The 13,861-nt window shown below is 68.9% G+C and carries 14 protein-coding genes; 9 read left to right on the top strand and 5 right to left on the bottom strand.

Features of this window, described 5'->3' with window-relative positions; translation table 11 throughout:
- Positions 1–99: 99 nt before the first annotated feature.
- Genes accC through aroQ form a run of 3 tightly spaced genes read right to left on the bottom strand, consistent with a single transcriptional unit; the run spans position 100 to position 2,418 of the window.
- Positions 100–1,461: an acetyl-CoA carboxylase biotin carboxylase subunit gene (gene accC / locus PGN14_RS08530; protein WP_335299062.1), complete on the bottom strand. Its 1,362-nt coding sequence runs from the start codon at positions 1,459–1,461 to the stop codon at positions 100–102.
- A gap of 1 nt (position 1,462) precedes the next feature.
- Positions 1,463–1,948, bottom strand: coding sequence for an acetyl-CoA carboxylase biotin carboxyl carrier protein (gene accB, locus PGN14_RS08525; protein ID WP_335299061.1), 486 nt, complete (start codon positions 1,946–1,948; stop codon positions 1,463–1,465).
- 35 nt (positions 1,949–1,983) lie between these two features.
- Complete coding sequence (gene aroQ, locus PGN14_RS08520; protein ID WP_335299201.1) at positions 1,984–2,418, bottom strand: type II 3-dehydroquinate dehydratase; 435 nt, start codon at positions 2,416–2,418, stop codon at positions 1,984–1,986.
- Positions 2,419–2,502: 84 nt separating this feature from the next.
- Between aroQ and thiS the strand changes: the two genes are divergently transcribed.
- On the top strand, positions 2,503–3,495 hold the full coding sequence (gene thiS / locus PGN14_RS08515; RefSeq protein WP_335299060.1) for a sulfur carrier protein ThiS: 993 nt from the start codon (positions 2,503–2,505) through the stop codon (positions 3,493–3,495).
- Positions 3,496–3,586: 91 nt separating this feature from the next.
- Positions 3,587–3,769: a CsbD family protein gene (locus PGN14_RS08510; protein WP_335299059.1), complete on the top strand. Its 183-nt coding sequence runs from the start codon at positions 3,587–3,589 to the stop codon at positions 3,767–3,769.
- Between the two features lie 190 nt (positions 3,770–3,959).
- On the opposite strand, the gene PGN14_RS08505 is transcribed toward PGN14_RS08510, so the two are convergent.
- Positions 3,960–5,606 (bottom strand): thiamine pyrophosphate-binding protein, encoded by a 1,647-nt coding sequence (locus PGN14_RS08505; protein ID WP_335299058.1) that lies wholly within the window; start codon positions 5,604–5,606, stop codon positions 3,960–3,962.
- An 87-nt stretch (positions 5,607–5,693) separates the two neighbouring features.
- Here PGN14_RS08505 and PGN14_RS08500 point away from each other — a divergent pair, with 87 nt between their 5' ends.
- The 6 genes from PGN14_RS08500 to PGN14_RS08475 all read left to right on the top strand — a co-directional run bounded on the left by PGN14_RS08500 (position 5,694) and on the right by PGN14_RS08475 (position 10,770).
- Complete coding sequence (locus PGN14_RS08500; protein ID WP_335299200.1) at positions 5,694–6,614, top strand: SMP-30/gluconolactonase/LRE family protein; 921 nt, start codon at positions 5,694–5,696, stop codon at positions 6,612–6,614.
- A gap of 152 nt (positions 6,615–6,766) precedes the next feature.
- On the top strand, positions 6,767–7,417 hold the full coding sequence (locus PGN14_RS08495; RefSeq protein WP_335299057.1) for an HAD-IA family hydrolase: 651 nt from the start codon (positions 6,767–6,769) through the stop codon (positions 7,415–7,417).
- Between the two features lie 214 nt (positions 7,418–7,631).
- On the top strand, positions 7,632–8,351 hold the full coding sequence (locus PGN14_RS08490) for a CoA transferase subunit A (RefSeq protein WP_335299056.1): 720 nt from the start codon (positions 7,632–7,634) through the stop codon (positions 8,349–8,351).
- A gap of 131 nt (positions 8,352–8,482) precedes the next feature.
- Positions 8,483–9,409 (top strand): HAD family acid phosphatase, encoded by a 927-nt coding sequence (locus tag PGN14_RS08485; RefSeq protein WP_335299055.1) that lies wholly within the window; start codon positions 8,483–8,485, stop codon positions 9,407–9,409.
- Positions 9,410–10,045: a CoA transferase subunit B gene (locus tag PGN14_RS08480; RefSeq protein WP_335299054.1), complete on the top strand. Its 636-nt coding sequence runs from the start codon at positions 9,410–9,412 to the stop codon at positions 10,043–10,045.
- Positions 10,042–10,770: a glutathione S-transferase family protein gene (locus tag PGN14_RS08475; protein WP_335299053.1), complete on the top strand. Its 729-nt coding sequence runs from the start codon at positions 10,042–10,044 to the stop codon at positions 10,768–10,770. The genes PGN14_RS08480 and PGN14_RS08475 overlap by 4 nt, the downstream gene beginning before the upstream one ends.
- 91 nt (positions 10,771–10,861) lie before the next feature.
- Here the strand turns inward: PGN14_RS08475 and PGN14_RS08470 are convergent, their stop codons facing one another.
- Positions 10,862–12,139 carry an MFS transporter gene (locus PGN14_RS08470; protein ID WP_335299052.1) on the bottom strand — a complete coding sequence of 426 codons (1,278 nt, stop codon included), beginning with the start codon at positions 12,137–12,139 and terminating at the stop codon, positions 10,862–10,864.
- 165 nt (positions 12,140–12,304) lie between these two features.
- Between PGN14_RS08470 and leuC the strand changes: the two genes are divergently transcribed.
- Positions 12,305–13,735, top strand: a complete 1,431-nt coding sequence (gene leuC / locus PGN14_RS08465) for a 3-isopropylmalate dehydratase large subunit (RefSeq protein WP_335299051.1) — start codon at positions 12,305–12,307, stop codon at positions 13,733–13,735.
- The last annotated feature ends 126 nt before the right edge of the window (positions 13,736–13,861 follow it).

Here is a 13,861-nt window from a genome sequence, read left to right as displayed (position 1 = left end):
CCATATGCGCACGCCTGTCGATAGAGTCGCGACCTGAGGGCGTATGGATTCCCGCCGTCGCAGGAATGACGGAAGGTCGGGTAGTGGATGCCGGCCAGTTCACCCCTGTTTCGCCAACCACTCCTCCAGCCACTTGATCGTATATTGCCCCTCGCGGAACTCGGGATCGTCGAGCAGCGCCTGGTGGAGCGGGATGGTGGTCTTCATCCCCTCGATCACGAACTCTTCCAGCGCGCGCCGCAGCCGGCGCAGCGCGCCTTCGCGGGTGGTGCCATAGACGATCAGCTTGGCGATCATGCTGTCGTAATAAGGCGGCACCTTGTAGCCGGCATAGAGGCCGCTATCGACGCGGACGTGCATCCCGCCCGGCGCGTGATATTGCTTCACCAGCCCCGGCGAGGGCGCGAAGGTGCGCGGATCCTCGGCATTGATGCGGCATTCGATCGCATGGCCGCGGAAGATCACGTCCTCCTGCCGCAGCGTCAGCGAATGGCCCTCCGCCACGCGGATCTGCTCGCGCACCAGGTCGAGGCCGGTGATCGCCTCGGTCACGGGATGCTCGACCTGAAGCCGGGTGTTCATCTCGATGAAGTAGAACTCGCCGTCTTCCCACAGGAACTCGATCGTCCCCGCGCCGCGATAGCCCATGTCGGCCATCGCCTTGGCGACGATCCCGCCCATCCGCTCGCGCTCCTCGGCGGAGATGACGGGGGAGGGCGCCTCCTCCAGCACCTTCTGGTGGCGGCGCTGGAGCGAGCAGTCGCGCTCGCCCAGATGGATCGCCTGGCCGTTGCCGTCGCCGAAGATCTGGAACTCGATATGGCGCGGGTTGCCGAGGTATTTCTCCATATAGACGGTGGCATCGCCGAACGCCGCCTTCGCCTCGCTGCCCGCCTGCGCCATCAGCGTTTCGAGCTGGTCCTCGCTCGGCACCACCTTCATGCCGCGCCCGCCGCCGCCGCTGGCGGCCTTGATCAGCACGGGATAGCCGATCTCGGCGGCGAGCTTCTTCGCCTCCGCCACGTCGTCGATCGCGCCGTCGGAGCCGGGGACCAGCGGCAGCCCCAGCGCGCCCGCGGTGCGCTTGGCCTCCACCTTGTCGCCCATGATCCGGATATGCTCCGGCTTCGGCCCGACGAAGATCAGGTTGTGCAGCTCCACGATCTCCGCGAACTTCGCATTCTCGGACAGGAAGCCGTAGCCGGGGTGGATCGCATCCGCCCCGCTGATCTCCGCCGCGGAGATGATGTTGGGGATGTTGAGGTAGCTGTCGGTCGCCGACGGCGGGCCGATGCAGATCGCCTCATCGGCGAGGCGGACGTGCATCGCGTCCGCATCGGCGGTGGAATGCACTGCGACGGTCTTGATCCCCATTTCGCGGCAGGCGCGATGGATGCGCAGCGCGATCTCGCCGCGGTTGGCGATCAGCAGCTTCCGGATGGGGCCGGTGTTCGGGGCCATGTTATTCGACGACCACCAGCGGCTGGTCGAATTCGACCGGCTGGCCGTTCTCCACCAGCACCGCCTTCACCACGCCGGCACTGGGCGCGGTGATCGGGTTCATCACCTTCATCGCCTCGACGATCACCAGCGTGTCGCCCGCAGCGACCGTCTGGCCGATCGCGGCGAAGGGCTTCGCGCCCGGCTCGGCGGCGAGATAGACGGTGCCGACCATCGGCGAGCGCACCGCATTGGCGTTCGACGGCGCGGACGGGCCGGCGGTGTCGACCTGCGGCGGCGCCACCGGCGCGGCGGCGGCCGGCGCCGGTGCATAATGCGAGACGGGGGCGGCGGTCACCGCAGCGGCCTTGCGCGCCACGCGGATCTTGCGATCGCCGTCCTCGACCTCGATCTCGGTCAGCTGGGTGGCGTCCAGCAGCTGGGCGAGCTGGCGCACCAGCTCCACATCGACCTGCATCGCCCCGTTATTATCGTTCTTGTCGGTCATGCGACCCCATTTCCCTGATTAGGGCGCGCCTCCTGTCAGAAGCGCGCCGCTGCTTCAAGCGCGAGCATATAGGACAATGCGCCGAACCCGGCGATAGTGCCCTTCGCCGCCTGTCCCACGAAGGAGACGTGGCGGAAATCCTCGCGCCGGTGCGGATTGGACAGATGCACCTCGATGACGGGGGTGCGGATCGACTTGATCGCATCGTGGACCGCGATCGAGGTGTGGGTGAAGGCGCCCGCGTTCAGGATGACGGCGCGCGCGTCATGCGCCTGCGCCTCGTGCAGCCAGTCGACCAGATGGCCTTCGTGGTTGGACTGGCGCATGTCGATCGACAGCCCCAGTTCGCGGGCGCGATCCTCCAGCTGGCCGGCGATGTCGTCCAGCGTGTCATGGCCGTAGATCTCCGGCTCGCGCGTGCCGAGCAGGTTGAGGTTCGGGCCGTTCAGGACGTATACGGTATCTGGCACGGTGTCGGTCATCGCGGCGTCATCGCACCGGCGGGCGTTCGGTGCAACGTTGCCCCTGTCCACGGTGCGCCCTAGATGGCGCGCATGGCACATACCGACGGCACCATCACCATCACCGTGAACGGCGAGCACAAGCGCGTCTCCGCGGGCCTTTCCATCGCACAGCTGGCCGAGCAGCTGGGGCTGGTGCCCGAGAAGGTGGCGGTGGAACGCAACCTGGAGGTGGTGCCGCGCTCCACGCTGGCGCAGGTGATGGTGGAGGATGGCGACGAGCTGGAGATCGTCCATTTCGTCGGCGGTGGCGACCATGACGATACGTGGTCCGTCGCCGGACGGACGTTTCGTTCGCGACTGATCGTCGGCACCGGCAAGTACAGGGATTTCGCGCAGAATGCCGCCGCGGTCGAGGCATCGGGCGCGGAGATCGTCACCGTCGCGGTCCGCCGCGTGAACGTCAGCGATCCCAAGGCGCCGATGCTGACCGACTTCATCGATCCCAAGAAGATCACCTATCTGCCCAACACCGCGGGCTGCTTCACCGCGGACGAGGCGATCCGCACGCTGCGGCTGGCGCGGGAAGCGGGCGGCTGGGATCTGGTCAAGCTGGAGGTGCTGGGCGAGGCGCGCACGCTGTACCCCGACATGCGCGAGACGCTGAAGGCGACCGAGGTGCTGGTGCGCGAAGGCTTCAAGCCGATGGTCTATTGCGTCGACGATCCGATCGCGGCGAAGCATCTGGAGGAGGCCGGCGCGGTCGCGATCATGCCGCTGGGCGCGCCGATCGGCAGCGGACTGGGGATCCAGAACCGGGTGACGGTGCGGTTGATCGTCGAGGGCGCGGGCGTGCCGGTGCTGGTCGATGCGGGCGTCGGCTGCGCATCGGACGCGGCGGTGGCGATGGAGCTGGGCTGCGACGGCGTGCTGATGAACACCGCGATCGCGGAGGCGAAGGATCCGGTGCTAATGGCGGCGGCGATGAAAAGCGCGGTCGCGGCGGGGCGGATGAGCTATCGCGCGGGGCGGATGGGGCAGCGGCGCTACGCCGATCCGTCCAGTCCGCTCGCCGGGTTGATCTGAATAAGGAAAACGGGAACCTCCGCCCAATATCCACGTTCAGTCCGTACCGGGAACGCGGCCGTTATCCGGCCCACCGCAAAGGAGATTTCTTATGGGCGAGCTGGTCGACAAGATCAAGGGCAACGTCAACGAAATGGTCGGCAAGGCGAAGGAAGCGCTGGGCGATCACAATCACGACGAGAAGCTGAAGACCGAAGGTCAGGCACAGCAGGTGCAGGGCAAGGGCGAGCAGTTCAAGGGCAAGGTGAAGGGCGCGCTGGGCGACGATATCTGATCGTCGACACGTGATCCGAGACGAAGCCGCTCCGGGTGACCGGGGCGGCTTTTTCTTTTGATTTCTTTCCGTCACCCCGGACTTGATCCGGGGTTCCGCTTCTCTTCGAGCCTCTCACGGAAGCGGGACCCCGGCTCAAGGCCGGGGTGACGATTACTATTGCCACCGCGCCGGTGTCGCAAGAACGCGACTAGCGGCTACGGATCGCGGTCAGCGTCGTGGCGGCTGTGATCTGCTCCACGTCGGTCTTGCAATGCAGCAGCCGGACGCCGCCCTGCTCCATCGCGCGTTCCAGCGCGGGGGCGAATTGTGCAGTCGTCTCCACCGTCTCCGCCCAGCCGCCGAACGCGCGCGCCAGCGCGGCGAAGTCGGGGTTGGCGAGACGGGTGGCCGACGGGCGTCCCGGAAACTCGCGCTCTTGGTGCATGCGGATCGTGCCATAGGTGCCGTTGTCGACCAGGATCACCAGCAGGTCCGCGCCATGCTGGACCGCGGTCGCCAGTTCCTGTCCGTTCATCAGGAAATCGCCGTCGCCCGCCACCGCGACCACGCTGCGCCCCGGACGGCGCAGCGACGCGGCGACCGCGGCGGGGACGCCATAGCCCATCGCGCCCGCAGTCGGCGCCAGCTGCGTCCCCGGCCCGGCATAGCGCCAGTAGCGGTGCCACCAACCCGAGAAATTGCCCGCGCCGTTGCAGATGATCGTGTCCGCAGGCAGCCGCGCGCGCATCGCCGCGACACACGGGCCGAGGTCGAGCGTCACGCCCTCGCGCGGTCGCGCGGTGGTCCATTCGCGATAGGCGGCATTGGCTTCCACGATCGTCGGCGTGACCGGGCCGTCGATCGGCAGCAGCGCCTCCGCGAACTCCGCCATGCCGGCGCAGATCGCGAGATCGGTGGCATAGGTGCGGTTCAGCTCGGCGGGATCGGGGTGGACATGGACCAGCCGCTGGCCGGGATGATCGGGGGTGATGAGCGTATAACCGTCGGTGGTCGCCTCGCCCAGCCGCGCGCCGACGACCAGCAGCAGGTCGGCGCTGCGCACGCGCTCCAGCACCGCCGGGTTGGGGCCGTAGCCGAGGTTGCCGGCATAGGCGGGGCAATCGTTGGGCACCGCATCCTGACGACGGAAGGCGGCGACGATCGGCACGCCGGCATGCGCCGCCCATACCGCGAACGCGCCCGACGCGGCCTCGTCCCACCCCGCGCCGCCGATGATCGCGACCGGACGCTCCGCAGTGACCAGCAGGTCGCGCAGATGGTCGAGCGCATCGGCATCGACCGCCTGCGCCACCGGTTCGACGCGGGCGCGGTCGGTGGCGACCACCTCGTCGAGCAGCATGTCCTCCGGCAGCGCCAGCACCACCGGCCCGGGGCGGCCGTTCATCGCCACCGCATAGGCGCGCGCGACATATTCCGGGATGCGCCGCGCGTCGTCGATCCGCGCCGCCCATTTGGCGAGCGGCGCGAACATCGCCTGGAAATCCACCTCCTGAAACGCTTCGCGGTCGCGCGTGCCGCGGTCGACGTCGCCGATGAACAGGATCATCGGCTGCGAATCCTGCATCGCGACATGGACGCCGACCGAGGCGTTGGTCGCGCCCGGTCCGCGGGTGACGAAGGCGACGCCGGGGCGGTGCGTCAGCGTGCCGTCGGCGCACGCCATGAAGGCGACGCCGCCTTCCTGCCGGCAGGTCACCACGTCGATCGCCGGCGTGTCGTGCAGCGCGTCGAGGACGGCGAGGAAGCTCTCCCCCGGTACGGTGAAGATCCGGTCGCAGCCCTGCGCGACGAGGTTGTCGACCAGGATACGGCCGCCGGTGCGTGTGCTCTCCATGCCGGGGGGTGTAGCGGCGCGCGGCGGGCTTGCGAAGGCCTTGCGGTTGGTCGATCCTGATCGGCGACAAGAACGAAGGAGAGGATGATGGCGGAGTTCGAGCTGGTCGCCGATGGCCTGCGCTTTCCCGAAGGCCCGGTGGCGATGCCCGACGGCAGCATCGTGCTGGTGGAGATCGAGCCGGGCCGGATCACGCGCGTCCGGCCCGATGGCCGCAAGGAGACGGTGGCGGAGCCGGGCGGCGGCCCCAACGGGCTGGCGATGGGGCCGGACGGCAAGCTGTATTGCTGCAACAACGGCGGGTTCGACTGGAACGAGAACAACGGCATGCTCGCGCCGCACGGCATCGCCAGCGACTATTCGGGCGGCCGGATCGAGCGGATCGACCCGGAGACCGGCACGGTCGAGGTGCTGTACAAGAGCGGCGACCACGGCGTGACGCTGCGCGGGCCGAACGACATCGTGTTCGATGCGCATGGCGGCTTCTGGTTCACCGACCATGGCAAGGTGGATTATGCCGCACGCTGCCACGACGTGGTCGGCATCTTCTATGCCAAGGCCGACGGCAGCTTCATCGAAGAAGTGGTCTTCCCGTCGAACAATCCCAACGGCATCGGCCTGTCGCCCGACGGCAGTGCGCTCTACGCCGCGGAAACCTACACCTGCCGGCTGATGAAGTTCAACGTGACCGCGCCGGGCAAGGTCGCGCCGGACGCGGGGCCGGGCGGCCCGGGTATCCCGCTCTACCGCCCGGCGGGGTACAAGTTCTTCGATTCGCTGGGGATGGAGGAGAGCGGCAACGTCTGTGTCGCGACCATCGGAGAAAGCGGGATCAGCGTGATCTCGCCCACCGGCGAGCTGGTCGAGTTCGTGGCGACGCCCGACATCTTCACCACCAACATCTGCTTCGGCGGCGAGGACATGCGCGACGCGTACATCACGCTGTCGGGCACGGGAAAGCTGGTGAAGACGCGCTGGGCACGGCCGGGACTGAAGCTGCAATATTGATCGGCCTCTCCCAAGACCGTCATCCCCGCGGAGGCGGGGATCCATACGCGCAGGTCTTCGCAAAGGTCGCGCCGACAGCGTTTATGGATTCCCGCCTTCGCGGGAATGACGGTTAAGGGAGTGCGATTCTGTCGTCCAACCAAGGAACCTACATGCGCGATACCGTGATCTTCGACTTCGGCGGCGTCATCACCTCCTCTCCGTTCGAGGCGTTCAACCGGATGGAGCGCGAGCGCGGGCTGCCGCACGATCTGGTGCGGCGGATCAACGCTACCGACCCGGACACGAACGCCTGGGCGCGGTTCGAGCGTGCGGAGATCGACGCCGCCGGGTTCGACGCCTTGTTCGCGCAGGAGGCGCGCGTGCTGGGGCACGAGCTGCGCGGCGAGGACGTGCTGGCGCTGTTGTCGGGCGATATCCGGCCGCGGATGGTGCATGCGCTCGACTGGTTGAAGGCCAATGGCTACCGCCTGGGCTGCATCACCAACAACGTGCCCGCGGGCGAGGGGGCGGGCATGTCGCGCACCGCGGAGAAGGCGGCATTGGTCGGCCAGGTGCTGGCGAAGTTCGACCATGTCATCGAATCGAGCAAGGTCGGTATCCGCAAGCCCGATCCGCGCATCTATCGCATGATGTGCGAGACGCTGGATCGTGCGGCGGAGCGGTGCGTGTATCTCGACGACCTCGGCATCAACTGCAAGCCGGCGGCGGAGCTGGGGATGATCGCGATCAAGGTGACCGGCGAGGGGCCTGCGCTGGATGCCTTGTGCGAGGCGCTGGAGATCGACGCCGGGCATTTTTGATCCCTCGTCTCGTACCTACCTCGTCCGTTCGCCCTGAGGAGAGGCTGAGCTTGTCGAAGCCTCGTCTCGAAGGGCATGTGCTTCGAGACGGCATTTCGACAAGCTCAATGCCTCCTCAGCACGAACGGAGAGGGGCTAAAACCTCTCCGCCCTCGCTTGCCCACCTCCCGCACCCCGGCTAGTCCACCGCCATCATCGAAAGAGGGTCACGCGCATGAAGAAGCTCTATTCCGACGCGGCCGCCGCGCTGGACGGGCTGCTGTTCGACGGGATGACGATCTGCGCCGGCGGGTTCGGGCTGTGCGGCATTCCGGAGCGGCTGATCGACGCGATCCAGGCGGCCGGGACGAAGGAGCTGACGATCGCCAGCAACAATGCCGGCGTGGACGGCGAGGGGCTGGGCAAGCTGTTGCGCACCCGGCAGGTCAGGAAGATGATCTCCAGCTATGTCGGCGAGAACAAGGAGTTCGAGCGGCAGTATCTTTCCGGCGAGCTGGAGGTGGAATTCTGCCCGCAGGGGACGCTCGCCGAGCGCTGCCGGGCGGGCGGCGCGGGGATCCCCGGCTTCTATACGAAGACCGGCGTCGGTACGTTGGTGGCCGAGGGCAAGGAGGTGAAGACCTTCGACGGCCCAAATGGCCCGGAGGACTATATCCTCGAACACGGTATTCGCGCCGACGTGTCGATCATCAAGGGATGGAAGGCGGACGAGAGCGGCAACCTGATCTTCCGCAAGACCGCGCGCAACTTCAACCAGCCGATGGCGACCGCGGGCAAGGTGTGCGTCGCGGAGGTGGAGGAAGTGGTGCCGGTCGGCACGCTGGACCCCGACCACATCCATCTGCCCGGCATCTATGTGAAGCGCATGATCGTCGGCGCGCCCTATGACAAGAAGATCGAGTTCCGCATGACGCGCCCGCGGGTGGCGGCGTGACCACTCCCCTCCCTGTCAGGGAGGGGCGGGGGGTGGGTGGAGGCCGGGCGACACCGCGCCGCGCTGCCCAGCTGGTCCGTACCACCCGGCCTCTACCCACCCCCAACCCCTCCCTGAGAGGGAGGGGGGCTTTGGGGGCGCTCCTGTTGCTGGCGGGGTGCGCGACGAATGCGTCACCGCCGGTACAGCCCGCGCCGCCCGCGCCCGCCAGCGACGTCGTCCCCCCCGGCATGGCCTATCTCTACGGCTCCGCCGAAGCCGCGGCGTTGAGCGAGCAGACGTATAACGGGCTGACCGCCTACGTCCGCGCCACGCTGGACAAGGCGCGCGACGCACGCGGGCGGCTGCCGCATCAGCGTGGCGAGGGAACGTTGCCGCGCTGGCCGCGATCGGTGGTGTTGGCGCCCGGCGCGACCGCGGCGGTGGCGGACACGCTGCCGTGCGGCACCCTGCCGCCGGCGGTGGTGCTCGACATGGACGAGACCGCGGTCCTGAACCTCGGCTATGAATATAACGACGCCCGCACCGGCGCGCCCTATGACGGCAAGCGGTGGGAGCGGTGGGAGACGGGGGGCGCGGACAAGGTGGTCGCGGTCCCCGGCGCGGTAGCGGCGTTCCGCACGCTGCGGGCCATGGGGGTGACGATGGTCGTCAACACCAACCGCTCCGCCGCGTATGCGGAGGATAGCGCGCGCGCGCTCGCCGATGCCGGACTGGGCGCGTTCCGCCACGGCGAGACGTTGTTCCTGAAGGGTGATGCGGACGGCAAGTCGGGCAAGGACGGCCGGCGGCAGGCGATCGCGGCGCGCTATTGCGTGCTGGCGCTGGTCGGCGACCAGCTGGGCGATTTCGCCGACCTGTTCAATCCGCCCGGCCCGGCCCCGGCGCTGGGGCGGCGGATGCTGCCCAGCGTCGCGGCGCTACGCGGCAAATGGGGCGCGGGATGGTTCGTGCTGCCCAACCCCGTCTATGGCACCGGGCTGGGCACCGGATGGGACGATACCTTTCCGCAGGACAAGCGCTGGCGCGACGACGCCCCGGCCGAAGGAGCGAAGTGAATGAGCTGGGATCGCAACGGGATGGCGGCGCGCGCGGCGAAGGAGCTGCGCGACGGCTATTACGTCAACCTGGGCATTGGCATCCCGACGCTGGTGGCGAACAACATCCCCGACGGCATGACGGTGACGCTCCAGTCGGAGAACGGCATGCTGGGCATCGGCCCGTTCCCCTATGAGGACGAGGTCGATCCGGACCTGATCAACGCCGGGAAACAGACGATCAGCGAGCTGCCGCAGAGCGCCTATTTCGGCAGCGAGCAGAGCTTCGCGATGATCCGCGGCGGGCATATCGACCTGACCGTGCTGGGCGCGATGGAGGTGGCGGAGAATGGCGACATCGCCAACTGGATGATCCCCGGCAAGATGATCAAGGGGATGGGCGGCGCGATGGACCTGGTCGCGGGCGTCAGGAAGATCATCGTCGTGATGGAGCATGTCGCGAAGGACGGCACGCCGAAGTTCATCCCCGCCTGCACGCTGCCGCTGACCGGCAAGAACGTGGTCGACATGATCGTCACCGACCTGGCGGTGTTCCAGCGGCCGGATCACCGGTCGCCGTTCCGGCTGGTCGAGCTGGCGCCCGGCGTCACCGCGGACGAGGTGAAGGCGAAGACGACCGCACGTTACGAGTCATGAGCTATACGCTGGTCACCGCCAACCGGAACTATTCCAGCTGGTCGCTGCGCCCGTGGCTGCTGATGCGTGCGCTGGGCATCCCGTTCGAGGATCGCGTCGAGCCGTTCGCGACGCTCGACAATCATGCCGCGTTTCGCGCCTTTTCGCCGACCGGGCAGGTGCCGGTGCTGCTGGATGGCGAGCGGACGATCTGGGATTCGCTGGGGATCGCGCTGTATCTCGCCGAGCGTCACGACGGCGTGTGGCCGGCGGACGAGGCGGCGCGCGCCTGGGCGATGTGCGCGGTGGCGGAGATGCACGGCGGGTTCGGCGCGCTGCGGCGCGAGCGGACGATGACGGTCGGGCAACGGGTGACCGCGACGCGCGGGTCGGAGGCGCTGGCGCGCGACGTGGCACGGCTGGCCGAATTGTGGGCCGATGGGCTGGCACGGTTCGGTGGCCCGTGGTTGGCAGGCGAGGCGTTCGGCGCGGTCGACGCCTTCTATGCGCCGGTGGCGTTCCGGGTGCGGACCTGGGGGATCGACGTCGGCGCGGCCGGCGCGCGCTGGGTGGAGACGGTGCTGGTGCATCCGGCGATGCAGGAATGGGAACGCGCCGCGCTGGCGGAGACGTTCCGCGAGGACGGGCATGAGGCGGAGGTCACGGCCTATGGCACGGTGACGCGCGACGATCGGGCGGTGAGTTCCGCTGACGAACACGGGGCTACGTCGTCACCCCGGGCTTGACCCGGGGTCCAGCTTACCGCGTACCTTGCCGCTTCAGCACTTGCGGTGCCATGGATGCCGGATCAAGTCCGGCATGACGGACGCGCGAACGTCATGGGCGATCTGCCGTCTCCGGCATCGCCACCACATACAGCGCCAGCCCCGCGCCCGCGATCACCGCCAGCGTCAGGAAGGCGAGATCGTACCCGCCGGTCACGATCAGCCATCCCGCCAATGACGCGCTGAGCGCGCCGCCCAGCCCCTGCACCGTCGCCACCGCGCCCTGCGCCACGTTGAACCGCCCGCTGCCGCGCGTCAGCGACGCGACCACGACCGGGAAGAGCGCGCCGAAGATCCCCGCGCCGACGCCGTCGAGCAGCTGGACCACCAGCAGCCACGGCGCGGCATCCGACAGCGTGTAGAGAAGCCCACGCGCCGCCAGCACCGCGAAGGCAGCGAGGAAGATCGGCTTGTGTCCCCAGCGGTCGGCGTGGCCCCCGACCAGGATCGCGACCGGCACCATCACCAGCTGCGCGCCGACGATACAGGCGGACATCAGCGAGGTCGCCGCGCCGCCGCCGACGCGGTGCGCGAGCAATTGCCCGACCGAGGGCAGCATCGCGGCATTGGCGAGGTGGAAGGTGAAGGCCGCCGCGGCGAAGATCGACAGCCCGCGGGTGTGGCGCAGGACGTGCCACATCGATTGCGGCGCGGCGTCGCAATCGGGATCCTCGTCCTCGGCGCACAGCCCGCGCGCGACGTCATGGTCGATCCGGTCGCCGGGGATCGCCAGCGTCGCGGCGATCGAGGCGGCGGCGAGCAGCGCCATCAGCCAGAACACCACCTGCGGCCCCAGCTTCCACGCCAGCAGCCCCGCCAGCCCTGCGGAGACGGCATTGCCGGCATGGTTGAACGCCTCGTTGCGCCCCACGCGCGCGGTGAACGCGCGCGCGCCGACGATGCCCAGCGTGATGCCGGTGATCGCGGGCGCGAAGGCCGCACCCGCGATCGCGGCCAGCGCCTGGGTCGCGGCGACCGCGGTGAAGCCGGAGACGAACGGCAGCGCCAGCGACGCGACCGTCACCAGCAGCGCGGCGACCACCAGCAGTGCGCGCTTGGCCCGCAACCGGTCGACCAGCGCGCCCGCCGGCGCGGTGGCGGCGAGCCCCGCGAGGCCGGCGATCGTCATCACCAATCCCGTCGTCGCCTCGTTCCAGCCCTGCGTCGGGCCGCGCACGGAGACGAGATAGATGGCGAGATACGGCCCCAGCCCGTCGCGCACGTCGGCAAGGAAGAAGTTGAGCCAGTCCAGCGCGCGCCCGGCGCCGCCCATCGGTGGGGCCGGGGTGGGCCGCGGGCGCAACGGCGGGGCGGGGGCGAGCGTGGCCATGGCGATCCTCCGGTCGACGCGAACGCGGCGTCGGCGGCGTTAACGTCGATCAGCAACATTGGTGCCCCAACGCGCGCTTTCGATCAGCCGGATCGCGCCGGCACGCACGAATAATGCGTTTTTTCGGGTTCGCGGCGGCGCTCAAGTGGGTTAACGCGGGCCATCATGTCGACGGCACCGCGCACATTGTACGAGAAGGTCTGGGACGCCCATGTCGTGGAGCGTCGCGACGATGGTTCCTGCCTGATCTATATCGACCGCCATCTGGTCCATGAGGTCACCAGCCCGCAGGCGTTCGAGGGGCTTCGTGCCGCCGGCCGCCGCGTGCGCCGTCCCGACCTGACGCTGGCGGTACCCGACCACAATTTGCCGACCACCGCGCGCGTCGATGCGGCGGGGCGCGAGCTGCCGATCGCGGACCGCGAGAGCGCGGAGCAGCTGGGCGCGCTGCGCACCAATGTCGCGGAGTTCGGCGTCCCCTATATCGACGCGCTGTCGGCGCGGCAGGGGATCGTCCATGTCGTGGGGCCGGAGCAGGGCTTCACGCTGCCGGGGACGACGATGGTCTGCGGCGACAGCCACACCAGCGCGCACGGCGCGCTGGGCGCGCTGGCGTTCGGGATCGGCACCAGCGAGGTGGAGCATGTGCTCGCCACGCAGACGCTGATCCTGTCGCCGTCGAAGACGATGGAGGTCCGCGTCGATGGCACGTTGGGCTATGGCGTCAGCGCCAAGGACGTGGTGCTGGCGATCATCGGCAGGATCGGCGCGGCGGGCGGCACCGGCCATGTCATCGAGTTCACCGGCGAGGTGATCCGCAACCTGTCGGTCGAGGGGCGGCTGACGGTCGCCAACATGTCGATCGAGGCCGGCGCGCGTGCCGGCATGATCGCGCCCGACGAGACGACCTTCGCCTATCTCAAGGGCCGTCCGATGGCGCCGACGGGCGCGGACTGGGACAAGGCGGTTGCGTGGTGGCGGACGCTGCCGAGCGATGCGGGCGCGCGCTACGACAGGACGGTGGTGCTCGACGCGGCGGATATCGCCCCGGCGCTGACCTGGGGCACCAGCCCGGAGGATGTCGTCGCGATCACCGGCGTGGTGCCGGAGCCGGACAGCTTCGCCGATCCGTCGAAGCGAGAGGCGGCGCGCAAGTCGCTCGACTATATGGGGCTGACGCCGGGCACGCGGATGCAGGACGTGCCGGTCCAGCACGTCTTCATCGGCAGCTGCACCAACAGCCGGATCGAGGATCTGCGCGCTGCCGCCGCCGTGGCGGGGGGGCGGCATGTCGCCGACGGCGTGCGCGCGATGGTCGTTCCCGGCTCCGGTCTGGTGAAGCGGCAGGCGGAGGCCGAGGGGCTGGACCGCATCTTCGTGCAGGCCGGGTTTGAATGGCGCGAGCCGGGATGCTCGATGTGTCTGGCGATGAACCCGGACAAGGTGCCCGCGGGCGAGCGTTGCGCTTCGACCAGCAACAGGAATTTTGTCGGGCGACAGGGGCCTGGTGCGCGCACTCATCTGTTGTCGCCGGCCATGGCGGCGGCGGCGGCGGTCACGGGGCGGCTGGCCGACGTGCGCGATCTGATGGGTTGAAGAGGGGACGGACGATGAAGAAGGTTCTGGTGTTCCTGATCGCGGGATCGGTGCTGAGCGGGGTCGCGGCCTATGCCGCGATCGCGCGCCCCACACTGCCCGCCAGCCGCCCGGCGCGCTGACGCG

Source organism: Sphingomonas adhaesiva (assembly GCF_036946305.1).
In the GTDB taxonomy this organism is placed as follows: domain Bacteria; phylum Pseudomonadota; class Alphaproteobacteria; order Sphingomonadales; family Sphingomonadaceae; genus Sphingomonas; species Sphingomonas adhaesiva_B.
Note: the sequence above shows the minus strand (reverse complement) of the source record. Positions and strands in the feature narration are given on the sequence as shown.